The sequence below is a fragment of the Janibacter zhangyanbonis genome, from assembly GCF_050507325.1.
Lineage (GTDB): Bacteria > Actinomycetota > Actinomycetes > Actinomycetales > Dermatophilaceae > Janibacter.
This window is the reverse complement of the sequence record NZ_CP191481.1, coordinates 1,383,228-1,406,077: the sequence shown is the minus strand read 5'-3', so window position 1 is coordinate 1,406,077 and position 22,850 is coordinate 1,383,228. Positions and strand designations below refer to the sequence as shown.

The following is a 22,850-nucleotide window of genomic DNA, read 5'->3' as shown; positions in this document are numbered from 1 at the left end:
CCCCTCCCCATGGTCAGTCCGGCTCGTCGGGTGACTGGAGCGGCAGTAGCTCGAGGGCTTCGCTCGTGAGGCGAGTGGTGGTCTCGAGCAGCTCGCCGAGGGATGACGACCGCAGCAGCGCGAGCTGGTCGAGGGCACCGAGCTGGGCGACCCACGCCAGCTGCCAGCTGCGCGTGACCGGGTCGTCGGCCAGTTCGATGTCGGCGGGCAGCGCCGGCGATCGGTACTCGCTCATCACCGTCAGCGCGCGTCGGACGGTGCGCTCGGTCTCGGCGAGGCGCGGAGCGTCGCCATCGGCCCACGTCAGGTCCGGCAGCCGGGTGACCTCGGCTCGCGGATAGGGATCGTCGGGCAACCACCGCGCGACCTCGATGCGCTCCTGGCCACGAGCGATGAGCCCGACCCGACCTCCACCCATCGGACGCACCTGCTCGATGCCCGCGACGCACCCGACGGCGAAGCGCTGGTCTCCCCCACCGACCTCGAAGCCCCGCTCGATGAGCACCACCCCGAAGCGCCCGTCGCCGGCCGCGACGTCGCGCAGCATCGTCAGGTAGCGAGGCTCGAAGACCTGCAGCGGCAGGGGTTGCCCGGGCAGCAGCACCGTCCCGAGGGGAAACATCGGCAGCACGGTCACTCGCCGTCTGCGGCAGCACGGCGCCGCTCGGCCAACAGCTCGCCGACTAGGGAGGGGCCACGGCGAAACGACGACCCGAGGGACCGCAGCTCGGCCACCGCGTCCGCCTGACGCGCGATGACGACACGACGGCCCTCGACGTGCAGGTGCACCGCGTCACCGGGGACGAGCCCGAGCGCGGCCCGGACGTCTGCCGGGATGACGAGACTGCCCTCCTGACCCAAGATGAGTGTGGCCTCCATGAAGCCATGGTGGCCCGTCTGTCAAAGACCCGCCATCCCCAATCGGTGGCTAACGGGGCCGCACGTGATCGACGCATAGAGGCGCCCCTACACACCCAGCGCCCAGATACTTGAATCGCCCCGGCGTGTCCGGAGGCTCCGTTCCTTGGGAAGGATGGAGTCATGTCAGGGAGTACGTCGAAGAGGTATCCGGCCGAGCTGCGTGAGCGGGCGGTACGGATGGTCGCCGAGGTGCGGGCCGAGCACGAGTCGGAGTGGGCCGCGATGAGCCGGGTCGCCGAGCTGCTGGGGGTGGGCACACCGGAAACGGTGCGCAAGTGGTGTCGCCAGGCTGAGGTGGACGCCGGCCAGCGCCCGGGGGTCACGTCCGAGGAGTCGGCAGAGCTGAAGCGGCTGAAGCGGGAGAACGCCGAGCTCAAACGCGCGAACGCGATCCTCAAGAGCGCGTCGGCTTTTTTCGCGGCCGAACTCGACCGGCCACAGCGCTGATCGTGCGCTACATCGACGAGCACGTCGGTGAGCAGCACGAGGACGCCGACGGGCAGGGTCTGCGATGGGGAGTCGAGTCGATCTGCGCCGCGCTCACCGAGCTCGGCTGCAAGATCGCCCCCGCGACCTACTACGAGCACCGAGGCCGCCAGCCGAGCGCCCAGCAGGTGCGCGACGAGGAGCTGAAGCCGATGATCGAGCAGGTCCACGCGGCCAATTACGGCGTCTACGGCGCACGGAAGGTGTGGCTGACGCTCAACCGTCAGCGGGCAGCCGACGCAGCGCCGATCGCGCGCTGCACCGTCGAGCGGCTCATGGGCGAGCTTGGGCTGGCAGGCGCGGTGCGCGGGAAGGTCAAGCGCACCACGATCAGCGACCCGAAGGCCCCGAAACCGCTTGACTTGGTCGATCGCAACTTCGAGCCGTTGGCGCCGGACCGGCTGTGGGTGGCCGACTTCACGTACTGCTCGACGTGGTCGGGCTGGTGTTACACCGCCTTCGTCATCGACGCCTACGCCCGGCGGATCCTGGGCTGGTCGGTGTCGACCACGATGACCAGCCAGCTCGTCCTGGACGCAGTCGAGCAGGCCATCTGGACCCGCGGCCGCGAAGATCGTGGCGGTGTGACCTGACCGGCCTGATCGCCCACCACGACCACGGCGCGCAGTACATGTCCGTGGCCTACTCCGAACGGCTCGACACCGCGGGAATCAAGCCCTCGACCGGCCTCGTCGGCTCGTCGCACGACAACGCGCTGGCCGAGTCGATCATCGGGCTCTACAAGACCGAGCTGGTCAAGCGACAGCGGCCGTGGAAGGGCTTCGACGACCTCGAGATCGCCACCGCCGAGTGGGTCGACTGGTACAACTGTGAGACTGCTCAGGCGTCCGCTGGCCAGGGTCTGACCCCTGGTTACAACTGACTCGTCCATGGACGGTGTCCTTCGAGTGGACCTGTCGGCCCTGAGCCAGCGGATGCGTCCCGGTGATCAGACCGGCCGGGCAGTGACCTGATAGAAGCCTGATCTGACCAGGTCTCGTCACAGTTCTGTCCCGCTCCGGCCGGTCCGTTCGCTGTCCCGCACCGATCAGTGGAGGCCAGCAGTGAGCATCATGACGAATCCGACCCCATCACGTCCACGCCACAACGAGGCACGGCGCCTCATCGTCGGCGTCGACACACACAAGGACTTCCACGTCGCGGCAGCCCTTGATGATCGCGGTGCTCTGCTCGAGATCGCTCGCTTCACCGCCACACGGGCCGGATACACCAGCCTCGCGCTGTGGGCCGAGGGCCTGCGCCGACAGGTCACTGGACAGCCTGCTGACACGGACCTCACGTACGCCATCGAAGGCACCAGTTCGTATGGGGCCGGACTGGTCGCGGCCCTGCGGTCCTCGGGCGTCACGATCCATGAAGTCGCCCGCCCCAACCGGCGAGACCGTCGCCTGCGCGGCAAGACGGACGCCTTCGACGCCGAGAACGCCGCACGAGCCGTGCTCGCGGGGACCGCCACAGGAACCGCGAAAACCGCGGACGGTCACGTCGAGATGATCCGCGTGATCAAGTGCGCCAAGCACACCGCCGTCAAGGCGCGAGCGGCCACCATGATCAGCCTGCGCCATCTGATCGTCACCGCCCCCGCCGACCTGCGCGAGCAGCTCGAGCCGCTGACCAAGATGGCCCTGCTACGACGCTGCGCCGCACTTCGCCCTGGCGAGGTCCACGACCCCACCGTCGCAACGAAGTACGCGCTGCGCGCGATGGCCCGCCGCTGGCTCCACCTCAGCGAGGAGATCGCCGAGCACGAAGCACACCTGGACCGGTTGACCACCGCGACAGCTCCCCAGCTCCGCGAGGGTTGCGGCATCGGTCCCGACGCGGCCGCCGAGCTGCTCACCGTCATCGGCGACAACTTTGCCAGGGTTACCAGCGAAGCCGCCCTGGCCAAGCTGTGCGGCGTCAACCCCATCCCTGCCTCCTCCGGCCGGACCAATCGTCACCGACTCAATAGGGGCGGACACCGGCAGGCCAACGCGGCCCTCTACCGCATCGTCATCGTCCGCATGCGGCTGGACGAGCGCACCAAGGCCTACGTAGCCAGGCGGATGGCCGAGGGCAAGACCAAGTCCGAGATCATCAGATGCCTCAAACGACACCTCATCCGGGAAATCTGGCGCAACACGCGACACCTACGACAGCAGGCGCCAACCGCGCGAGCCGCGGTCCAGTCCGCCGCTTGACTGATATAGAAGCGTCCACCGCCGACCCCACGAGTACTGCGACGACCTCACCCCAGTGCAGGCCGAGCAGGCTCACTACGCTCACCACCAGGCCCCAGAAACCGCTGGAGTCTCAAACTAGAAGGTCTCCGGACACACCGGGGCGGTTCAACTCGCCAACGGCGCGCCGACGAGCACGGTCACACCTCGTCGATGGCCCGCCACCTGAGGGAAGGGGACGGCGCCGCTTGACGGATCGCCGCTTCGATGCCCTCACGAGGGCGCGGTTCCGCCACGAGTATCCGAGTCTGGAACCCCAAGTTCGAGTAACTCATGCGACTGCGCTGTCGGCCCCTGTCCGTAGGTTGCTCAACAGCCGCTAGAAGGGAACGACAATGAAGGACTGGGTGTCGACGTGGATGGGCCCGCTCGAATGGGACTTTGCTGAACCGGGCGCTGGCAAGCACGCGCTGTCGCCGTTCTTTCGCACTTGGGGCCCCTGGCTGGCCGCGTCCCTCATCGCAGGGCTAGTGAGCGGTTTGGCAGTCAGAGGACTCGGGATGCCGACCGAGGTAGTGACAACATCGCAACAGCCAGTAATGACCGTGGCGCTTGGCCTCTTCATCTCTGTTCAGTTTCGGGGCAGTCGTAACCACGATGGAGAGTTCGAGCCCCTCGCAGGTCTTGTGCTTCGCACGGTGACTGCGTCCGCGCTATTTCTCGGCGCATGCCTCGCGGTGGCCATGCCCGCCGCCGGCGACGCCGACTCCGGCTTCCTTGCCGTCCCTACATGGCTTCTGTTCACAACGCTGCTCGCAATACTGAGCCCCTTGGACCAGGAGTTGACCCAAGAACTGGCTCAGCGGGAGTTGGAGCACCTACGGCCCGTCAGAACTCAGTTGGCTCGCTCCATCTGAACCGCCCCGGTGTGTCCGGAGACCTTCTAGTTTGAGACTCCAGCGGTTTCTGGGGCCTGGTGGTGAGCGTAGTGAGCCTGCTCGGCCTGCACTGGGGTGAGGTCGTCGCAGTACTCGTGGGGTCGGCGGTGGACGCTTCTATATCAGTCAAGCGGCGGACTGGACCGCGGCTCGCGCGGTTGGCGCCTGCTGTCGTAGGTGTCGCGTGTTGCGCCAGATTTCCCGGATGAGGTGTCGTTTGAGGCATCTGATGATCTCGGACTTGGTCTTGCCCTCGGCCATCCGCCTGGCTACGTAGGCCTTGGTGCGCTCGTCCAGCCGCATGCGGACGATGACGATGCGGTAGAGGGCCGCGTTGGCCTGCCGGTGTCCGCCCCTATTGAGTCGGTGACGATTGGTCCGGCCGGAGGAGGCAGGGATGGGGTTGACGCCGCACAGCTTGGCCAGGGCGGCTTCGCTGGTAACCCTGGCAAAGTTGTCGCCGATGACGGTGAGCAGCTCGGCGGCCGCGTCGGGACCGATGCCGCAACCCTCGCGGAGCTGGGGAGCTGTCGCGGTGGTCAACCGGTCCAGGTGTGCTTCGTGCTCGGCGATCTCCTCGCTGAGGTGGAGCCAGCGGCGGGCCATCGCGCGCAGCGCGTACTTCGTTGCGACGGTGGGGTCGTGGACCTCGCCAGGGCGAAGTGCGGCGCAGCGTCGTAGCAGGGCCATCTTGGTCAGCGGCTCGAGCTGCTCGCGCAGGTCGGCGGGGGCGGTGACGATCAGATGGCGCAGGCTGATCATGGTGGCCGCTCGCGCCTTGACGGCGGTGTGCTTGGCGCACTTGATCACGCGGATCATCTCGACGTGACCGTCCGCGGTTTTCGCGGTTCCTGTGGCGGTCCCCGCGAGCACGGCTCGTGCGGCGTTCTCGGCGTCGAAGGCGTCCGTCTTGCCGCGCAGGCGACGGTCTCGCCGGTTGGGGCGGGCGACTTCATGGATCGTGACGCCCGAGGACCGCAGGGCCGCGACCAGTCCGGCCCCATACGAACTGGTGCCTTCGATGGCGTACGTGAGGTCCGTGTCAGCAGGCTGTCCAGTGACCTGTCGGCGCAGGCCCTCGGCCCACAGCGCGAGGCTGGTGTATCCGGCCCGTGTGGCGGTGAAGCGAGCGATCTCGAGCAGAGCACCGCGATCATCAAGGGCTGCCGCGACGTGGAAGTCCTTGTGTGTGTCGACGCCGACGATGAGGCGCCGTGCCTCGTTGTGGCGTGGACGTGATGGGGTCGGATTCGTCATGATGCTCACTGCTGGCCTCCACTGATCGGTGCGGGACAGCGAACGGACCGGCCGGAGCGGGACAGAACTGTGACGAGACCTGGTCAGATCAGGCTTCTATCAGGTCACTGCCCGGCCGGTCTGATCACCGGGACGCATCCGCTGGCTCAGGGCCGACAGGTCCACTCGAAGGACACCGTCCATGGACGAGTCAGTTGTAACCAGGGGTCAGACCCTGGCCAGCGGACGCCTGAGCAGTCTCACAGTTGTACCAGTCGACCCACTCGGCGGTGGCGATCTCGAGGTCGTCGAAGCCCTTCCACGGCCGCTGTCGCTTGACCAGCTCGGTCTTGTAGAGCCCGATGATCGACTCGGCCAGCGCGTTGTCGTGCGACGAGCCGACGAGGCCGGTCGAGGGCTTGATTCCCGCGGTGTCGAGCCGTTCGGAGTAGGCCACGGACATGTACTGCGCGCCGTGGTCGTGGTGGGCGATCAGGCCGGTCAGGTCACCGCCACGATCTTCGCGGCCGCGGGTCCAGATGGCCTGCTCGACTGCGTCCAGGACGAGCTGGCTGGTCATCGTGGTCGACACCGACCAGCCCAGGATCCGCCGGGCGTAGGCGTCGATGACGAAGGCGGTGTAACACCAGCCCGACCACGTCGAGCAGTACGTGAAGTCGGCCACCCACAGCCGGTCCGGCGCCAACGGCTCGAAGTTGCGATCGACCAAGTCAAACGGTTTTCGGGGCCTTCGGGTCGCTGATCGTGGTGCGCTTGACCTTCCCGCGCACCGCGCCTGCCAGCCCAAGCTCGCCCATGAGCCGCTCGACGGTGCAGCGCGCGATCGGCGCTGCGTCGGCTGCCCGCTGACGGTTGAGCGTCAGCCACACCTTCCGTGCGCCGTAGACGCCGTAATTGGCCGCGTGGACCTGCTCGATCATCGGCTTCAGCTCCTCGTCGCGCACCTGCTGGGCGCTCGGCTGGCGGCCTCGGTGCTCGTAGTAGGTCGCGGGGGCGATCTTGCAGCCGAGCTCGGTGAGCGCGGCGCAGATCGACTCGACTCGACTCCCCATCGCAGACCCTGCCCGTCGGCGTCCTCGTGCTGCTCACCGACGTGCTCGTCGATGTAGCGCACGATCAGCGCTGTGGCCGGTCGAGTTCGGCCGCGAAAAAAAAAGCCGACGCGCTCTTGAGGATCGCGTTCGCGCGTTTGAGCTCGGCGTTCTCCCGCTTCAGCCGCTTCAGCTCTGCCGACTCCTCGGACGTGACCCCCGGGCGCTGGCCGGCGTCCACCTCAGCCTGGCGACACCACTTGCGCACCGTTTCCGGTGTGCCCACCCCCAGCAGCTCGGCGACCCGGCTCATCGCGGCCCACTCCGACTCGTGCTCGGCCCGCACCTCGGCGACCATCCGTACCGCCCGCTCACGCAGCTCGGCCGGATACCTCTTCGACGTACTCCCTGACATGACTCCATCCTTCCCAAGGAACGGAGCCTCCGGACACGCCGGGGCGATTCATTTCTCTGTCGCTGCACGTCGTTGGCCGTATCGAACTACTTCCGTCGCAGTGGTTCCTAGTGGGGAGCTCGTTGACCTTCTCAACTGCCGCCATCACGGCATTGTGGGGCTGGCCAAGCCCTCGACTTGCAGCGTCCTCCGCCCTTGCAGGCATCGACACTCGCATCCGTCTTCTCCACGAACGATCCGCAGACTCACCAGAGTTCAGCATTTAAGTAGTGGCCAGACGTCGCAGGTTTGCCAAAAGGCTCGCACGCTGAGTCCTTGTTCTCGCCACGCCGAGCCCTCCTCAGCAGCTCGGCCCGTATCGGGACGGCCTTGCGTGCGACCGCTTCACCGCCGAGGCAACGCGCCCTCACCCGCCAAAGGGCTCGAGCGCAAACCTCCCCCACGCGATGAAGGCGAAGGCCGCGAGGAAGAACAGGTCCCCGACCATCGCGCCGTACTCACGACGGCGAAACCGCGTCGTCCCCGCGCCGGTCATGAAGAGCATCAGCCCGCTGGCAGCGAGTGGCACGAGGACCGGCGCGACGCCGACCGCAGCCGGCAGGACGAGGCCCACCGCACCGGTCGTCTTGATCGTGCCGATGGCCTTGAGCTGGCCGGCGGTGAAGTCGTCAACCCAGTGCTGCGTCACCGACAGCTCGCGGTACCTCCCCTTCGGGAGGAGGATCTGGGTGAGGCCGCCGATGGTGAAGGCGGTGGCCAGGACGATGGCCATGGTCCACAGCAGGGTGTCCATTGCAGGCTCCTTGATCGGTTACGTCAGCCCGTGCGGGCTCGTCATCAGTCATGACGGCGACCGGAGGCGAGAGGTAACGGGATGAGTGACGAGACGCAGTTGGCGCAGGACTTCGATGCAGAGCGAGCCCGCCTGACGGCGCTGGCCCAGCGGATGCTCGGGTCACGCGCGGACGCCGAGGACGCGGTGCAGGAGGCCTGGCTGCGCCTGAGCCGGCAGGACGCCGGGTCTGTCGACAACCTCGCCGGTTGGCTGACGACCGTGGTGGGCCGCAGCTGTCTGGACGTGCTGCGCTCACGGCGGACTCACCCGCAGGCGAGCCTGGACGAGCGGCTGCCGGAGCTCGTCGTGACCGAGGACGAAGGGGGTCCCGAGGACTCCGCGGTCGTCGCCGACTCCGTGGGGCTCGCCCTGCTCGTCGTCCTCGACACGCTCGGCCCGGACGAACGGCTCGCCTTCGTGCTGCACGACATGTTTGCCGTGCCCTTCGCGGAGATCGGCCCGATCGTCGGGCGTTCCCCCGACGCGGCGAAGATGCTCGCCAGCCGGGCGCGGCGCAAGGTCCAGGGCTCGCCGGTGACGGGCGAAGGGAGGGCCCGCCAGCGAGAGGTGGTCGACGCCTTCATCGCCGCGGCGCGCGAAGGGGACTTCGAGCGACTCCTCGAGCTGCTCGACCCGGACATCCAGTGGCAGACCCACCACCCGCACGGACGGGTCGTGCGCCTGGGCCGCACCGAAATCGTCGCCGCCGCCGACCGTGGCCTGCGAGCTGCCGGCGCCGTCCGCCGGGTGCTCGTCAACGGCGAGCCCGGCATCCTCGCCTGGTCCCGCGCCGGCAAGCCGCTTGGGCTCATGGCGTGCACCGTCTCGGGTGGGCGGATCACCGAGGTGGTGGCGGTCCTGGACCCGACGCGGCTTGCCGCGATGGACCTGCCGGCTCCCTCACTACCTGAGAAGAGGTAACGAGGAGGGCTGCCCGGGCAGCAGCACCGTCCTGAGGGGAACATCGACAGGAGGTCCGTTACCTCAAACGCCCACACCCACGCCTCGCGATCCGTCGGTGTAGTCCGGAGAGGACCTGGCAGTTCGTCATGGCGGCTGGAGATCCTTGCGGGATCAGCACTTGGCATCTGGACGCCACGATATGACGCCACGCGCGGAACACCTTGGCGGCCGCAGCCGCACATACGCGCCCGGTCTGAGCGACCGTTTGCGACCTAGACTCCTGCGGAGTGTCCACCGCTGGACCCGAGCGGCGAGTTCGTGGGCGTCCTCGGCGGACCAAGCCGATCCACAATTCTGGGCGGCTTGAGGCAGCAGTGAGCACGCCCTGGGGCCCATATTGCGAGCAGCACAGTTTCGAAACGGGGCGCCTAGCTGCCGCCACCATTTGGTCGACGCCAATCGGGCGAATACCGAAATCACCGACTAGGCTGTGCACATGACAGACAGTGGGATTTCGACTAACGATCCACTCGCGGCCAGCATAAACCACACAATCCGGCAGCTGCGCAATCAGATCTCCCACCAATACCGCCTGACTCCGCTCCTGGAAACTGCGCACCTGACTCAAACTAGGAGCGCCTTGGAGCAGATCTCCAGGAGCGCCAGGATTACGCCTGATCTCAGCCGAACCTTGAGCGCCGCACTCCGCGACCTTTCAGTAGTGCCACAGTTCGATACATCAGTTTTCATGGAAGGATTGCAGAACCTCTCCAGATCAGGCCAATTCAACCACTTGGTACATGACGCCCTCGCCCCAACTCTTCAGGCACTCTCCGACGCGTCCGACTTCGGGGAATCCAATGAAAAATCTGGCCACTCAAGTTCATTCACTTCTCCCTCTGATTATTTCGCCAAGGACGAGGTCGTCGTCAACTCCGTCGACGAACTGAACAAGAAGATCGCCACTCTGATCGAAAAGGTGCCAGATCTCGAGCTCGTATGGCGTGGCCAAAGGGATGCCGAATGGGGTATTCACTCATCGTTGTGGCGGAAACTTCTCGACGAGAATGGGGTTCAGCCTGCGAGAAAGGAACCCAAGTCGAAGCAGCCATTCCCCACGGAGGACCAACTCATAGAGGCGGAGGCCAACATTCTTAAATCCGCTCGAGTTCGGTGGAGGTTCGACGGAATGTCGGCGCTGGAAACTTTCGCTCGCCTGCAGCATTTCGGAGGGCCCACGCGCCTGATCGATGTCACCTTTAATCCATTCGTTGCCACGTGGTTCGCCGTGGAGTCCTCGGATGAGGACGAACGCGATGCTCGTCTCTTTGCATTCGCAACCTCCCCGACCCTGAAGGCGGGAACCACTCCATCAATCCCAAGTCGCATCGAGTTGGACGCCGAATGGGGTGGGCGCATGCCCGCTTGGCATTCGTGGAGCGACGACGAAGCAAGGCAGAGCGTTGACTGGGGAACCGGGGCCAACCGACGTCTGTGGGTTCCACCCGCATACGACCCGCGGATCCCCGCCCAGAACGCCGCATTTCTAATCGACGGAACACCTCTCGCACGACGAAACCTCAGCCCCTACTTCAACGGACATTCGAAGGATGGCGAAAAGGTGTACTGGTCGCGAGACGACCTGCTCGAGTCAAGCTCCATTTACGCCAAGACATTCAATCCCGAACGGAAGCCTAGGCCGAACAAGCACAACCTCGCCCCCACTTTCTCGTTCCGCATCCCAGCCAAAGCGAAGCCCACAATACGAGAATTTTTGGAAACACGGATGGGATTCACCAATGCCCACATATACCCCGACATTGCAGCCCTAGCGCAGCACCTTTCTAAGTCTCCGCTGGCACGACTAGGCTAGGCTTCAATGCAGCCAGTAACCTCTGAGGGGCGGTTTCCACCTACAGTCAGGACGCGTACCGCGGAGCCATCGCCTCCATCTGCTCAATCACCAACCTGATCGCCTCAGGCTGCTTGTCCGGCGGGTACTTGTACTTCACCAGGAGCCGCTTGACCGAGGACCGCAGCTTGGCCCGCACGTCATCGCGTGACGTCCAGTCGGTCTTGATGTCCCGCTGCATCACAGCAGTTAGTTCTCGCGCGATCTGAGCCAGGACCTCGTCACCCATGAGTTCGACAGCCGAGTCGTTCAGGTGGACGGTGTCGTAGAACGCCAGTTGGTCCTCGCTGAGTGCTGGGTCGAACTCCTCCCCCCGCTTGGCCCCGGCCACGATGTCCTTGGCCATCGCGATGAGTTCGGCGATCACCTCGGCCGACGTGAGCTGCTGATTGGTGTACTTGTTCATCAGCTCGGTGATGCGCTCGGAGAAGGCGCGCTGCTGCACCAAGTTGTAGCGCGACACCCGACCTGACTCCTCGACCAACAGGGCACGCAGCGCCTCGATCGCGAGGTGCGGGTTGGTCGCCGCCGTCGCCTTGTCAGTGAAGTCCGGACCGAGGTCGGCCAGGCTCGGCTTCGGCAGGCCGGCCGCCTCGTAGATGTCGACGATCTCACCGCTCTCCGTCGACTCCGCCACGAGCCTGCTGAGCAGCCTCTGGATCTCGGCCGGCACGGGCTCGCCTCGAGACTGGCGCTCGATGGCGTCGAACTTGCCCATGTACACGCGCACCTCTTCGTAGAAGCGCACGTCCGATCGCACGTTGTCCAGTGTCTCGGAGCCGGACGCGATCGCCCATGCCCGCGACAGCTGCGCGCTGAGTTTGCGGAAGCGATCGGTCAGGCTCTCCTCCCCCTCCACCAAGTCGTGGTTGCCCGGCGTCGCAGGGTCACGCAGGTAGCCGGTCATCGCGGTGGCGGCCTTGATCCACGACGTCGGGCCGCCGTCGAGGGCTGCCTTCCAGTTGTATCCAGCGCACACCTCTCCCAACTGCGCGAAGAGGTTCTCGGTCAGAGCGATCGCCTCGTCGATGTTGCGCCCCATCGGCTTGCCAGCCTGATCGGTGGCGCTGTATTCGGCCAGCGCCTTGTTGAGGTTCTCCGCCAACGGTGCATACGCGACGAGCAGACCGTCCTGCTTGCCGCGATAGGTGCGGTTGACCCGTGCGAGCGTCTGCATGAGCAGCGCTCCCTTGAGCGGTCGGTCCAGGTACAACGTGTGCAGCGGCGGCGAGTCGTAGCCGGTCAGCATCATGTCCTTGACGATGACGATCTCCAGCTCGTCGTCGACATCGCGCAGCCGCTGCTTGATGACCTTGTTGTCCGAGTCGCGGCGCACGTGGTCCGAGATCGGTGGCTGGTCCGTGGCATTGCCCGAGTAGACGACCTTGATGCGCCCCGCGTGCAGGTCGTCGGAGTGCCAGTCAGGACGAAGGGCGATGATCTCGCCATAGAGGTTCGCGCAGATCTCGCGGGTGGCTCCGACGATCATCGCCTTGCCGTTGGCGCCAATCACCTTGGCCATCTGGGAGCGTCTGTTCTCCCAATGGTCAACGATGTCGGCAGCGAGCGTCTTCAACCGCGCCGGAGCCCCGTACACGGCATTGATCACCGCAACCGACTTCTCGATCCGCTCTCGTTCGGCGAGGTCGAGCCCGATCGAGGCCTCGTCGGCTGCAGTGTCGAGGTCGTCTTCGCTGATGCCCTCCGCGAGCCCGACCTTGATCAAACGAGGCTCGAAGTAGACGGGCACTGTCGCACCGTCTTCGACTGCGCGGGACAGGTCGTAGATGTCGATGTAATCCCCGAAGACGTCCCTCGTGTTCCGGTCGGCGAAGGAGATCGGCGTTCCCGTGAAGGCGATGAGCGTCGCGTTGGGCAGCGCGTCCTTGAGGTGGCGCGCATATCCATCGAGATCGTCGTAATGGCTGCGATGAGCCTCGTCCACGATGACGATGACGTTCGACCGGTCTGTGAGCATCGGGTGGTCAGCGCCAGCGTCTCGCTCAGCCTTGCTCAGCCCGAACTTCTGCAAGGTCGTGAAATAGATGCCCCCAGTGACACGTTCGGTCAGTGCAGTGCGGAGCTGCGATCGCCGCGTCACCTGGACGGGAGCCTCCGGGAGCAACTGGCTCCTTTGGAAGGTCTCGTAGAGCTGACCGTCGAGCTCAGTCCTGTCGGTGACGACGACGATCGTCGGGTTCAGCAGGTCCGGGTGGTTCATCACCTTGTTTGCGTAGAGCTCCATCTCCATCGACTTGCCGGAGCCCTGCGTGTGCCAGACGACGCCAGCCTTGCCGTTGGTCTTCACCGCCTGGACGGTGGTCCCCACAGCCTTGGTCACCGCGAAGTACTGGTGCGGCTTGGCGATCCGCTTGAGCAGACCGCTGTCGGGGTCGGAGTCGAAGGCGGTGAAGTCGCGTACGAGCTGGAGGAAGCGGAGGGGGTTGAAGACCCCGTCGACGAGATGCTCGATCGCCGATCCGTAGTGACTGTCCTCGTGCTGGACTCCGAAGGGGACCGGCTCGCCGTCGTCGTCGACGTTCCACGGCGAGTAGTGGTTCAGTGGCGTGAAGGGCGTGCCGTACTTCGCCTCGAGCCCATCGCTGGCGACCGTCATCACGACCGAGCGGAAGACCATCGGGAGGTCGCGAACATACGTCGTCAGTTGGGCGTGCGCAGCAGTGAGGTCGACGTGGGCAGCCCCCGCTTGCTTCAGCTCGATGACGGCAACAGGGAGTCCGTTGAGGTAAAGCACGATGTCGAAGCGACGCTCGACCTCCCCCACCCGGACAGTCACCTGGTTGACGGCAAGGTAGTCGTTGTCCTCCACTCGTGCACCGACGAGACGGATGGTCGGGTTTTGCTCACGCCCGTCGGAATCGACGTAACTCACGCCGCGGTATCCATCGACGAGGAACCGGTGGAAGCGGAAGTTCTCGGTGATCGCGTCTTGCGACTTCGGAGCGACAATGTCTGCCATGGCCTGCTGCAGATAGTCAGTCGGCACCGTCGGGTTGAGTCGCACCATGGCTGCGAGCAGGCGCGACGGGATGATCGCCTCGTCCCACGTCGCCCGCTCCCCCGAGCCCGGAGCGATCGCCGCCCCCGGCTTGGTCGGCCACTCGTGCTCGGCCAGCGCCTCGAGCGTCAGCTGCTCCCACGCGTCCTCGGTGAAGTCCCCCAGATCGACCATCACACGACCTCTCCAACCATCGCCTCAGCGTCCTGGACGGTGACCTTGCCCGACATCAGGAGCGGGAGCAACGCATCGCGAGTGGTTGCGAGCGACCGCGACTCCGCTTCGATCTGGGCAAACTGGTCGAAGAGGACCGGAACCACCTCATTGAATCGTCGCATGGAGGACTGATCAGGATGGCGCACAGGCGCTGCGTACGCCTCTTCACGATTCAGCCCGGGGACGGCAGAGTCGGAGTTCATCTCCGTCAAACGCATGCTGGTCAACTCGTAGTAGAGGAAGTGACTGGTCAGTCCCCCTGTCGGGGTCACGAAGAACGTCGTGTCAATTGGGAAGTGCGGGCCGTGAATCCAGTGAACGGCTCCAGCAGTCCCCTTACGCCCCACCACGATCCCAGCCTCTGCCACGAGCGCCTGATCGTGCGTGCCGGTCACACCCCCGCTTCCGACCACCTGGACGTCTCCAGCCACCCGCCTCTTGGCCGGCAGGGACTTGCCGTAGTTGAGCGTGGCCACGTCACGAAGACGCAGATACTCAACGGTGTGGTTGTTGGCACGTTCCCACTCTGCCTTGGCCAAAGACTGCGAAGTACCAGTGAGACGCGAGTTGGCGGCGATCTTGTCGTCGAGCGCCCCCAGCACCTCCGCGATCGCCCACCTGTCACTTTCTTTGGGGATAGGAATCGGGTGCGAACTTAGTTGAGATCGCGAAATATTGGGAAACGTGGAACCGGTGACCCCTGCAAGCAGTTCGGCCATGGAATTGCGCAGGGCGTACTCCACGAAACGAGAATCCGAAGTTGTTGCTCCGCGTACGGCAGCAATTCCCCGGCCAATGGCGCACAGCTCGTCCGCCCGATTCATTCTCCCGGTTGTCGACCCGCGGACACAGAAGAGCACATCACCCGCCCTCGCCTCCTTGGCTGCCTGGGTAGTCCATTGGACTGGCGAGGGATGGAAGAGTCCAAACTCCGTAGGGCCATTCAGCAGCGGTAGGCCACGGCCCTCCTTGTTTGTGAGGCTGCTGGGCGGTGACTGACCCATGACCACCTCCGCGAGATCGCCCACGGTGCCCAGCCGGTGCCTCACGAGATCCTCGCCAATTGCTCACGCACGACCTGCTGCAGCCGCGCTGACTCATCGAACTGCACGAGCAGTTCCTCCGTCAGCCGTTCAATCTTGGCCTCGATCGGTTCCCCGTCATCCTCCAAGTCCGGCGCTCCGACGTAGCGTCCCGGCGTGAGCGCGTAATTCGACGCCTTGATCTCAGCGAGCGTCGTGCTGGCGCAGAAGCCGGGCACGTCCTGGTACTCCAACCCTCTCTCGACAGCCGAAGCAGATCCCCGCCAAGCGTGGAAGGTGTCCGCGATCTTCGCGATGTCCTCCGGCGTTAGCGCCCGCTCCGCACGGTCGACCATGTAGCCGAGTTCCCGGGCGTCGATGAAGAGCACCTCACCGGTGCGATCGGTCGCCCCCTTCGCCCCCGCGCTCTTGTCCTTGGCGAAGAACCAGAGGCACACCGGGATGCCGGTCGACCGGAAGAGCTGGGTCGGCAAGGCAACCATGCACGAGACCAGGTCTGCCTCGACGATGCGGGCGCGGATCTCCCCTTCGCCACTGCTGTTGCTCGACATCGACCCGTTGGCCATGACCACGCCGGCCTGCCCGCCCGGCGCGAGCTTGGACAGGATGTGTTGGATCCACGCGTAATTCGCGTTGTTCTTCGGCGGCACCCCGTAGACCCAACGCGGGTCCTCCTCGGCACGGTGCCAGTCCTTGATGTTGAAGGGCGGGTTCGCCAGGACGTAGTCCATGGACAGCTCCGCGTGGTAGTCGCGCACGAAGGTGTCGCCCCACCGGTTGGCCAGGCCCTTATTGCCGATGCCGTGGATGGCGAGGTTCATCTTCGCCATCCGCCAGGTGCGCTCGTTGTTTTCCTGGCCGTAGATGGACACGTCCTTCGGGTCACCCTCGTGGTCGTGGATGAACTTCTCCGTCTGGACGAACATCCCACCCGATCCGCAGCACGGGTCGTAGACGCGGCCAGATGTCGGCTCGAGCACCTCGACGAGGACCTTGACCACGCTGGCGGGTGTGTAGAACTCGCCGCCTCGCTTGCCCTCGGCCCGGGCAAACTTCTCGAGGAAGTACTCGTACACCTCCCCGAGGAGGTCACGGGCCCTCCCTTCGCCCTGCCGCGAGAACCGGGCGCTGTTGAAGAGGTCCAGAAGTTCACCCAGCCGGCGCTGGTCGACGTTGTCCCGGTTGAAGATGCGGGGCAGCGTGCCGGCGAGGGGAGGGTTGGCGCCCATGACGAGGTCCATGGCCTCGTCGACGAGCTGGCCGATGTTCTTCGGCGGCTCGCTCCCCAAGGCGGGCAGACCCTTGGCGTTCTGCGCGAGGTAGGACCACCGCGCCTGCGCCGGCACGACGAAGACTCCGTACCCCAGGTACTCCTCGGGGTCGTCGATCAGCATGTCGATCTGCTCGTCGTCCATGCCCTGCTCGGCCAGCTCCGCCCGGATTGCCCCTCGCCGCTCCTCGTAGGCGTCCGAGACGTACTTGAGGAAGATCAGCCCGAGGATGACGTCCTTGTATTGCGAGGCGTCCATCGAGCCGCGCAGCTTGTCGGCCGCCTTCCACAGGGTGTCCTTGAGCTCCTTCATCGTCGACGGGGCCGACGGTTCCTGCTTGGTCCTGGGTGGCATGTCAAAGTCCTTCCTCGGTGGGGTCTGGGGTGATGGTGAGGGCGCCTGCAGCGACGCCGTCCGTGAGTTCGTGAGCGAGAGCGTCGAGCCGAGAGAGGCGTTCTCTGGCGCGCATCTCCTCCTGGGCGATGCGGCGGAGTACCGCGCGCAGCGATTGCGCTTGGTGGACCGGCATCCGGGGCACGCGCCACGCGCGCCAGCGAGGCGAGCGTGACGGCAGGTCATTGATTGCTTGGGCGACCGCCTCAGGCAGGAGTCCCTTGTCGGGGGCACACCGGATGATTCGGGCCGGATAGGCGACCACCGACAGGCCCTCTTGGTCGACGACGGCGGCCGGGGTGGGTGACACGCAGAAGACGACGTCGCCGGGCTCGGTGCGGCGAGCCCGGGGTGCGATCGCCTCCAGATCCAGGGGGTCAAGCCCGCGTCGTGGCTGGTCTGGGTCCGTGACCGCGTCGGCATCGATGACCCGAACACCGGTCGCCGACCGCGGGGCCGGACCGATCCGCGAGCCCGAGTGCACGCTCGCGAGCCCCGCCCGCAGTGCTTCATCGACCGACAGGAGACCTGTCGTGGCGGGATCTTGGCCGGGATCAATCGTCAGGCCATCCAAGAACGGCTGGGGCGTGGCGTCCTCGTCGAGGTCGCTCAGGAGCTGCCGCACCATGACCGTCCGCGCGGCCGCCGACTCGCCACTCACGCGCTCGGGACCCGAGCCGGGTGTCACGAGCGGGCGGACTCCCGCCAGAAGTGTGGCCGTGGAATGCAGGCGCGCGTACCGGAAGGCGTGCGTCGCTCTGGCGGAGCCGGTCAACGACGCGACCACGTCCGTCGCGACATCGTCGACCACGTCGGGCCGCACCGGCTCGTTCGTCAGGTCAGCCGTTGCCAGTCTGCGCGCCTCGACCTGAACTGAGGTCGGCTCCCCGCCGAGCACCCACAAACCGAGGACCTGACGCGACCCGTCGGAGACCAGGCCATGCGGCAGCCGGAGCGCACAGCGCAGTCGTCCGAGGCGGATGAGGTGATCGCGCTGCTGGTCGAGGTCGCCGCTGGTCAACCCGTCGCACAGGACCGAGGCCGGCCCGACGATGATGGCCCGCTGCTGCTCATGGAGGTCCAGCTGGATGTCGTCGGCCGCCGCGAGGACCGACGCCGGGTCACTGTCTGCGCCCCCGACGGGAACGCGGGTGATGACCAAGGGAAGCGTGACCGAGGGGGCCGAGTCGACGACGCTCCGACCCTTGGTCCAGTGGAGCCGACGCGCGGCACGAGAAGCGACGCAGTCGCCCTCGACGAGGACGTGAGCAGCGATCCCTTCGCCCAGGTGGGTCAGTACGGAGTCCACCACGTCGGAGTCGGAGGACAACGGATCGGTGATCACGACCTCGCCGCCTCCGTCGAGTGCCACCGCGGCTCCGGCCGCGCCCAACAGCTGCAAGGCAGCGAGGGTCAGCCCAGGGCGATGGCCGGTGCTACCCACGCGCACGCGATCGAAGGCGGTGGGTGCGTCCCACATCGCATCGGCGAGACGCTCGGCGTAGTCAGCCAGCTCGCGAAGCTCGTCGCCAGCGCGCTTGACCTCGCTCTGCAGGTGGTCGTCGTCGGGGTCGAGCTCGCGCGCCTCGCTCGCGATCTCGTCGACCGAGGCCTCGGACAGGTCGATCCCGCTGCGCGCCTTGAGGCAGAGCAGAGCCTCCAGAGCAGCCGCCCGCAGATCGTCGTCGAGCCGCACGATCGGGCGGGCGTGAGCCAAGGCATCTGCGCGAGCGTCAGGGTTGTTGCCCCGACCCGTCGCCTCGAGCCAGGCCACCACCGCGCTCATCGCGAAGAGCTCGCCGCCGCTCGTCGCCACGGGGTCGGGGAAGGGGATGGGCTCGCCCCGCAGCACAGTGCGCTGGCGCCACATCGAGACGACAGGGCGCTGCACGTGAGCAAGTGCCGCGATGTCGGAGAGCGACATGACGTCGGTCCCGTGCGTGTCGACCATCAGCTGCCCTCCTCATCCGTGCGTGTGCTCGATCTGACGAACCCAAGGTAGACCGACCCACCGACAGCTACTAGTGGCAAAACCGATAAGCCCCCTTATCAGTTACTTGGCTGGCCGCCGTCGCTGGAGCTGATCGATGGTGAGACCACGGCAACCGACCGAGCGAAAGGACAGCGACATGAGCAACAACTCCACACACCAGGTCTCGTACGACGCGGCGACCTCGACCATCATCGTCACCGACCTCCAGGTCAATCAGCCTGCGGTCACTCAGGAAGCCCTCCGGTGGTCCACCGGGAACCGCGGCGCAGCGGTCACGGGCAGCGACCTCGAGGGGCACGATCTCGCTCCCTTCGTCATCCAGGCGCTCACGGTCGGCGCAACGGCCATCAATGCCGCCGGCGGCGCGCAGGACACCTACAACCTCGAGCAGCTGATCCGGGACGTGGGCCACCGGACGACGGAAGCCTCCCAGCGCGCTGCTGAGTCGACCGCCAAGGTGACGACTGCTACGGCCGACGCCATGGACAAGGCGACGACGACGGCTCGCAAGTCGCTGGCGGAGTCGAGCGAGGCCTCGAAGAAGTCCATCAGTGAGACGGTCTCCTCGGCGCGCAAGGACCTGCGCGACGAACTGACTCGCCTCTTCGGCGGCGAGGACCCGGAGTTCGTCGCACGGCTGCAGCCCGTCCTCGACGACTTCACTGCGAAGCTCACCAAGCGCACCGACGAGCACACGTCGTCGATGTTCGAGAAGGCGACCAAGGCGCTGAACCCGGATGACCCGACGTCGCCCATCGCCAAGCAGATGGCGGCCTTCGACAAGAGGCACACCGAGCTCGTCGAGCAGTCGGCCAAGCAGAACGACGAACTCAAGACCAAGGTCTCCGAGCTCACCAAGGCCATCGAGGTGCAGCGCGCTGCCGCCGCTGCCACCAAGGCCGCCGCGAACGTCACGCCCATCAAGGGCGCGAGCTACGAGGACAACGCCGGTGCCGTGCTCGCCGCCCTGGCCACGGGGTTCGGTGACGAGTACATCGCCACCGGGACCACGACCGGCGCAATCCCCTACTGCAAGAAGGGAGACGGGGTCCTCAGCATCGCCGACTCCGGCGCGAAGGTCGTCTTCGAGATGACCAACTCCTCGGCCCAGAAGCGCGGGTGGGGTGACTACCTCGACGAGGCCGAGCGCAACCGCGGCGCCGCCGCGTCGCTCGGGCTCGTGCCGACGGTCGAGGAGAACGACGGCCACCGGGTCCGCACGATCGGCAGCCGCCGGATCGTCATGGCCTTCGACCCGGAGACGGACGACCAGTCGCTGCTGCACACCGTGATCTGCCTGCTCCGCGCGGCGTCTGTGGCCGCGTCGACCCGCGACGACGATGGCGAGGTCGAGACTGCGCGCGAGCGGATCGGTGAGGCGCTTGACGCTCTCGGCCGTTTGGACGAGATCCAGAAGGTTGCCGGCCAGATCAAGAAGTCCGGGGACAAGGTCGCCACCCAGGCGGACGGACTCCAGACGACTCTCAACCGTCTGCTGCTCCAGGCACAGACCGCGCTGGCCGGCACCAAGCTCACGCCGATCGACGGCGAGAAGACCACCGGCGTCGCCTGACGCCGGTCCACCTGCTGGGTCGTGCCCCGGAGGGGAGGGCACGGCCCAGCAGTCCACCACCACCCACGGAGGAAGTCATGAAGACCACACTGCATCTGATCGGCTACGGCACCACGGCCCTTGCGGCCTTCGTGTTCGGAGCGCTCGTCATGCTCATCGGCACGGGAGGCGACTCCACGGCCACGTCCCGTCCCAGCGCATCGACCGTGACATCCACGGCAACGGTGACCGACCCTGGCGCGACGACCACCACGACCGCTGCTCCCACCACGACCACGCGCACCTCGACCAAGACGGTCACCGCGGAGCCGCCCGCACCCGAGACCGCGATCCCTGGCGATGGCACCTTCGAGATCGGCGTCGACATCGAGCCGGGGACCTACGTTTCTCCGGCCGCCGCCAGCGGCAACTGCTACTGGGCACGGCTCAGCGGCAATGACTCCTTCGACGACATCATCGACAACAACAACTCGAGCGGGCAGTCGCTCGTGACGATCGCAGCCACCGACAAGTTCTTCGAGTCGAGCGGCTGCGACGGCTGGACCAAGCGGTGAAGTCGGCCGGTCGTCGTACGGCGACCGGCCCCCTTCGCTGGATATGGTCAGGCCAGCCGCAAGGAGGGAGCAGGAGTGTCGAAGTACAAGGTCACCCAGTCGGCCGTGAGTCAGTTGCTGGCCGACGTCCGCCGCGAAGAGATCGCCATCCCCGAGCTCCAACGGCCCTTTGTCTGGGACACCGTGAAGGTCCGCGACCTCATGGACTCCCTCTACAAGGGGTATCCGGTCGGATACCTCATCACGTGGCAGTCCATCGGGGCCCATCTGAAGGGCGGCCAGGTTGCAGCCCACCAACAGATCCTGATCGACGGGCAGCAGCGGATCACAGCACTTCGAGCAGCGGTCGCAGGACTCGACGTGATCGACAAGCGGTACCGCACGAAGCGCATCAAGATCGCCTTCAACCCCGTGACCGAGACCTTTGCGACCCTGACGCCGGTCATCGACAAGGATCCCGAGTGGATCTCGGACATCAGCGCTCTCTTCACCAGTGCGTCAACGTTCGGCTTCTACAAGAAGTATTTCGAGGCCAACCCGGACGTCGACGCAGAGGTGGTCGAGGGGAACCTTGGCCGCCTGGAACAACTGAAGAACGCCCAGATCGGGATCATCCAGCTGAGCGATGACTTGGATGTCGAGACCGTCTCCGAGATCTTCATCCGGATCAATTCGAAGGGCGTTCCGCTCTCGAGCGCAGACTTCGCGATGAGCAAGATCGCCACGTACGGAGACCGCGGGCGCAACCTCCGCAAGCTCATCGACTACTTCTGCCACCTGGCCATCGCGCCTCACGCCTACGACGACATCCAGACCAACGACACCGAATTCCAGAGCAGCGGACACCTGGCCAAGATCGCCTGGCTGAAGGACGACTCGGAGGACCTGTACGACCCCACTTACAGCGACATGATCCGCGTCGCCGGACTGGTGGGCTTCAGTCGGGGCAAGGCCTCAAGCATCGTGTCCGAGCTGTCCGGGCGTGACCCGGAGACCCGCAAGGTGGACGAGGCCAGGATCCCTGTCGCCTACGAGAAGCTCGAAGCCGCCCTGGACACGATGGTCAAGAAGTACCACTACGAGAACTTCGTCATGACCATCAAGTCAGCGGGCTTCATCACCCCGGACATGATCGGGTCGAAGAACGCCCTGAACTTCGCCTACGCGCTGTACCTGCGTCTGCGCGCAGACTCGGAGATGAGCGAAGGCGAGCGGAAGCGCATCGTGCGCCGCTGGTTCGTCATGTCGATGCTGACTGCACGCCACTCGGGGAGTTTCGAGTCCACGTGGGAGCAAGACATCCGTCGCATCGGAACGCTCGGAGCTGCCGCGTACCTGAAACAGATCGAAGAGTCCGAACTCACCGATGGGTTCTGGAACGTTGCGCTCCCGGCCAATCTCGAGACGACTAGCACCACCAGCCCCTACTTCCAGACCTTCCTCGCCTCCCAGGTGGAGTCAGGGGCTCGCGGATTCCTGTCCAAGGCCATCACCGTGGCGGCGATGCACCAGCAGTCGGGCGACATCCACCACATCGTCCCCAAGGACTACCTCCAGAAGAACGGTTTCCCCGACCGGGGCGACTACAACCAGGTCGCGAACTTCGCGCTGACGGAGACCTCGATCAATATCAGCGTGTCGAACAAGCCTCCGTCGGAGTACATGGCGCTGATAGCCGATCAGATCGAGAGTGGACGGCTCTCCCTCGGCGAGATCACCGACGGGCAGGACCTCGCTGCGAACCTGGTCGAGAACGCCGTGCCCGAGTGGCTCCCCGAGGTGTCGAGCGGCAACTACCGCGAGTTCCTCGCTGCGCGGCGGCTGCTCATGGCAAGTCGCATGAGGACGTACTTCGAGCAGCTGTGACCTGGACGCGCGACGCACAAACACCCTGACCAGAAACCTCG

Annotated in this window: 18 protein-coding genes and 1 pseudogene; 8 read left to right on the top strand and 11 right to left on the bottom strand. The window is 65.8% G+C overall.

Annotation, left to right across the window (positions count from 1 at the left end):
• Positions 1-13: 13 nt before the first annotated feature.
• Positions 14-622, bottom strand: a complete 609-nt coding sequence (locus tag ACQBJO_RS06860) for an LON peptidase substrate-binding domain-containing protein (RefSeq protein ID WP_421008621.1) — start codon at positions 620-622, stop codon at positions 14-16.
• 11 nt (positions 623-633) lie between these two features.
• Positions 634-879 (bottom strand): AbrB/MazE/SpoVT family DNA-binding domain-containing protein, encoded by a 246-nt coding sequence (locus tag ACQBJO_RS06855; RefSeq protein WP_421008622.1) that lies wholly within the window; start codon positions 877-879, stop codon positions 634-636.
• 162 nt (positions 880-1,041) lie between these two features.
• On the opposite strand from ACQBJO_RS06855, the pseudogene ACQBJO_RS06850 reads away from it, so the two are divergent.
• From ACQBJO_RS06850 to ACQBJO_RS06840, 3 genes and pseudogenes are all read left to right on the top strand, one after another.
• A pseudogene (locus ACQBJO_RS06850) lies at positions 1,042-2,236 on the top strand (IS3 family transposase); the annotation flags it as partial.
• Positions 2,237-2,480: 244 nt separating this feature from the next.
• Positions 2,481-3,611 (top strand): IS110 family transposase, encoded by a 1,131-nt coding sequence (locus tag ACQBJO_RS06845; RefSeq protein ID WP_421008812.1) that lies wholly within the window; start codon positions 2,481-2,483, stop codon positions 3,609-3,611.
• A 374-nt stretch (positions 3,612-3,985) separates the two neighbouring features.
• On the top strand, positions 3,986-4,507 hold the full coding sequence (locus tag ACQBJO_RS06840; RefSeq protein WP_421009289.1) for a hypothetical protein: 522 nt from the start codon (positions 3,986-3,988) through the stop codon (positions 4,505-4,507).
• A 147-nt stretch (positions 4,508-4,654) separates the two neighbouring features.
• Here ACQBJO_RS06840 and ACQBJO_RS06835 read toward each other — a convergent pair whose 3' ends face one another.
• The 5 genes from ACQBJO_RS06835 to ACQBJO_RS06815 form a co-directional block, all read right to left on the bottom strand.
• On the bottom strand, positions 4,655-5,785 hold the full coding sequence (locus ACQBJO_RS06835) for an IS110 family transposase (protein WP_421008812.1): 1,131 nt from the start codon (positions 5,783-5,785) through the stop codon (positions 4,655-4,657).
• 190 nt (positions 5,786-5,975) lie between these two features.
• A complete protein-coding gene (locus ACQBJO_RS06830) occupies positions 5,976-6,572 on the bottom strand; it encodes an IS3 family transposase (RefSeq protein ID WP_430407161.1) in 597 nt (198 codons plus the stop codon).
• Positions 6,496-6,837, bottom strand: coding sequence for an IS3 family transposase (locus tag ACQBJO_RS06825; RefSeq protein WP_430407160.1), 342 nt, complete (start codon positions 6,835-6,837; stop codon positions 6,496-6,498). The genes ACQBJO_RS06830 and ACQBJO_RS06825 overlap by 77 nt, the downstream gene beginning before the upstream one ends.
• A 64-nt stretch (positions 6,838-6,901) precedes the next feature.
• A complete protein-coding gene (locus ACQBJO_RS06820) occupies positions 6,902-7,174 on the bottom strand; it encodes a hypothetical protein (protein ID WP_430407159.1) in 273 nt (90 codons plus the stop codon).
• A gap of 463 nt (positions 7,175-7,637) precedes the next feature.
• On the bottom strand, positions 7,638-8,024 hold the full coding sequence (locus ACQBJO_RS06815; protein WP_421009194.1) for a DoxX family protein: 387 nt from the start codon (positions 8,022-8,024) through the stop codon (positions 7,638-7,640).
• A gap of 81 nt (positions 8,025-8,105) precedes the next feature.
• Between ACQBJO_RS06815 and ACQBJO_RS06810 the strand changes: the two genes are divergently transcribed.
• Both ACQBJO_RS06810 and ACQBJO_RS06805 read left to right on the top strand, forming a co-directional pair.
• Positions 8,106-8,987: a sigma-70 family RNA polymerase sigma factor gene (locus ACQBJO_RS06810; RefSeq protein WP_421009195.1), complete on the top strand. Its 882-nt coding sequence runs from the start codon at positions 8,106-8,108 to the stop codon at positions 8,985-8,987.
• Between the two features lie 622 nt (positions 8,988-9,609).
• On the top strand, positions 9,610-10,842 hold the full coding sequence (locus tag ACQBJO_RS06805) for an FRG domain-containing protein (protein ID WP_421009196.1): 1,233 nt from the start codon (positions 9,610-9,612) through the stop codon (positions 10,840-10,842).
• Between the two features lie 46 nt (positions 10,843-10,888).
• On the opposite strand, the gene ACQBJO_RS06800 is transcribed toward ACQBJO_RS06805, so the two are convergent.
• Genes ACQBJO_RS06800 through ACQBJO_RS06785 form a run of 4 tightly spaced genes read right to left on the bottom strand, consistent with a single transcriptional unit; the run spans position 10,889 to position 18,774 of the window.
• A complete protein-coding gene (locus ACQBJO_RS06800) occupies positions 10,889-14,074 on the bottom strand; it encodes a type I restriction endonuclease subunit R (protein ID WP_421009197.1) in 3,186 nt (1,061 codons plus the stop codon).
• Positions 14,074-15,120, bottom strand: coding sequence for a restriction endonuclease subunit S (locus tag ACQBJO_RS06795; RefSeq protein ID WP_430407172.1), 1,047 nt, complete (start codon positions 15,118-15,120; stop codon positions 14,074-14,076). The genes ACQBJO_RS06800 and ACQBJO_RS06795 overlap by 1 nt, the downstream gene beginning before the upstream one ends.
• A 41-nt stretch (positions 15,121-15,161) precedes the next feature.
• Complete coding sequence (locus tag ACQBJO_RS06790) at positions 15,162-16,784, bottom strand: type I restriction-modification system subunit M (protein ID WP_421009199.1); 1,623 nt, start codon at positions 16,782-16,784, stop codon at positions 15,162-15,164.
• Between the two features lies 1 nt (position 16,785).
• Positions 16,786-18,774: a hypothetical protein gene (locus ACQBJO_RS06785; RefSeq protein ID WP_421009200.1), complete on the bottom strand. Its 1,989-nt coding sequence runs from the start codon at positions 18,772-18,774 to the stop codon at positions 16,786-16,788.
• 178 nt (positions 18,775-18,952) lie between these two features.
• Here ACQBJO_RS06785 and ACQBJO_RS06780 point away from each other — a divergent pair, with 178 nt between their 5' ends.
• From ACQBJO_RS06780 to ACQBJO_RS06770, 3 genes are all read left to right on the top strand, one after another.
• Entirely contained in the window at positions 18,953-20,389 is a 1,437-nt protein-coding gene (locus ACQBJO_RS06780) for a Fis family transcriptional regulator (protein WP_421009201.1), read from the top strand.
• 77 nt (positions 20,390-20,466) lie between these two features.
• Positions 20,467-20,943, top strand: coding sequence for a hypothetical protein (locus ACQBJO_RS06775; protein ID WP_421009202.1), 477 nt, complete (start codon positions 20,467-20,469; stop codon positions 20,941-20,943).
• A 75-nt stretch (positions 20,944-21,018) separates the two neighbouring features.
• The gene (locus tag ACQBJO_RS06770; protein WP_421009203.1) at positions 21,019-22,809 is read left to right on the top strand and encodes a GmrSD restriction endonuclease domain-containing protein; all 1,791 of its coding nucleotides are present in this window, start codon (positions 21,019-21,021) and stop codon (positions 22,807-22,809) included.
• Positions 22,810-22,850 lie beyond the last annotated feature (41 nt).

Bases quoted from the DNA above. Each gene is read 5' to 3' on its own strand.
- ACQBJO_RS06860 (WP_421008621.1), bottom strand. From the start codon at position 622: ATGTTTCCCCTCGGGACGGTGCTGCTGCCCGGGCAACCCCTGCCGCTG.
- ACQBJO_RS06775 (WP_421009202.1), top strand. From the start codon at position 20,467: ATGAAGACCACACTGCATCTGATCGGCTACGGCACCACGGCCCTTGCG.
- ACQBJO_RS06855 (WP_421008622.1), bottom strand. From the start codon at position 879: ATGGAGGCCACACTCATCTTGGGTCAGGAGGGCAGTCTCGTCATCCCG.
- ACQBJO_RS06785 (WP_421009200.1), bottom strand. From the start codon at position 18,774: ATGGTCGACACGCACGGGACCGACGTCATGTCGCTCTCCGACATCGCG.
- ACQBJO_RS06835 (WP_421008812.1), bottom strand. From the start codon at position 5,785: ATGACGAATCCGACCCCATCACGTCCACGCCACAACGAGGCACGGCGC.
- ACQBJO_RS06790 (WP_421009199.1), bottom strand. From the start codon at position 16,784: ATGCCACCCAGGACCAAGCAGGAACCGTCGGCCCCGTCGACGATGAAG.
- ACQBJO_RS06845 (WP_421008812.1), top strand. From the start codon at position 2,481: ATGACGAATCCGACCCCATCACGTCCACGCCACAACGAGGCACGGCGC.
- ACQBJO_RS06780 (WP_421009201.1), top strand. From the start codon at position 18,953: ATGAGCAACAACTCCACACACCAGGTCTCGTACGACGCGGCGACCTCG.
- ACQBJO_RS06815 (WP_421009194.1), bottom strand. From the start codon at position 8,024: ATGGACACCCTGCTGTGGACCATGGCCATCGTCCTGGCCACCGCCTTC.
- ACQBJO_RS06825 (WP_430407160.1), bottom strand. From the start codon at position 6,837: ATGGGGAGTCGAGTCGAGTCGATCTGCGCCGCGCTCACCGAGCTCGGC.
- ACQBJO_RS06810 (WP_421009195.1), top strand. From the start codon at position 8,106: ATGAGTGACGAGACGCAGTTGGCGCAGGACTTCGATGCAGAGCGAGCC.
- ACQBJO_RS06800 (WP_421009197.1), bottom strand. From the start codon at position 14,074: ATGGTCGATCTGGGGGACTTCACCGAGGACGCGTGGGAGCAGCTGACG.
- ACQBJO_RS06840 (WP_421009289.1), top strand. From the start codon at position 3,986: ATGAAGGACTGGGTGTCGACGTGGATGGGCCCGCTCGAATGGGACTTT.
- ACQBJO_RS06820 (WP_430407159.1), bottom strand. From the start codon at position 7,174: ATGGTCGCCGAGGTGCGGGCCGAGCACGAGTCGGAGTGGGCCGCGATG.
- ACQBJO_RS06795 (WP_430407172.1), bottom strand. From the start codon at position 15,120: ATGGGTCAGTCACCGCCCAGCAGCCTCACAAACAAGGAGGGCCGTGGC.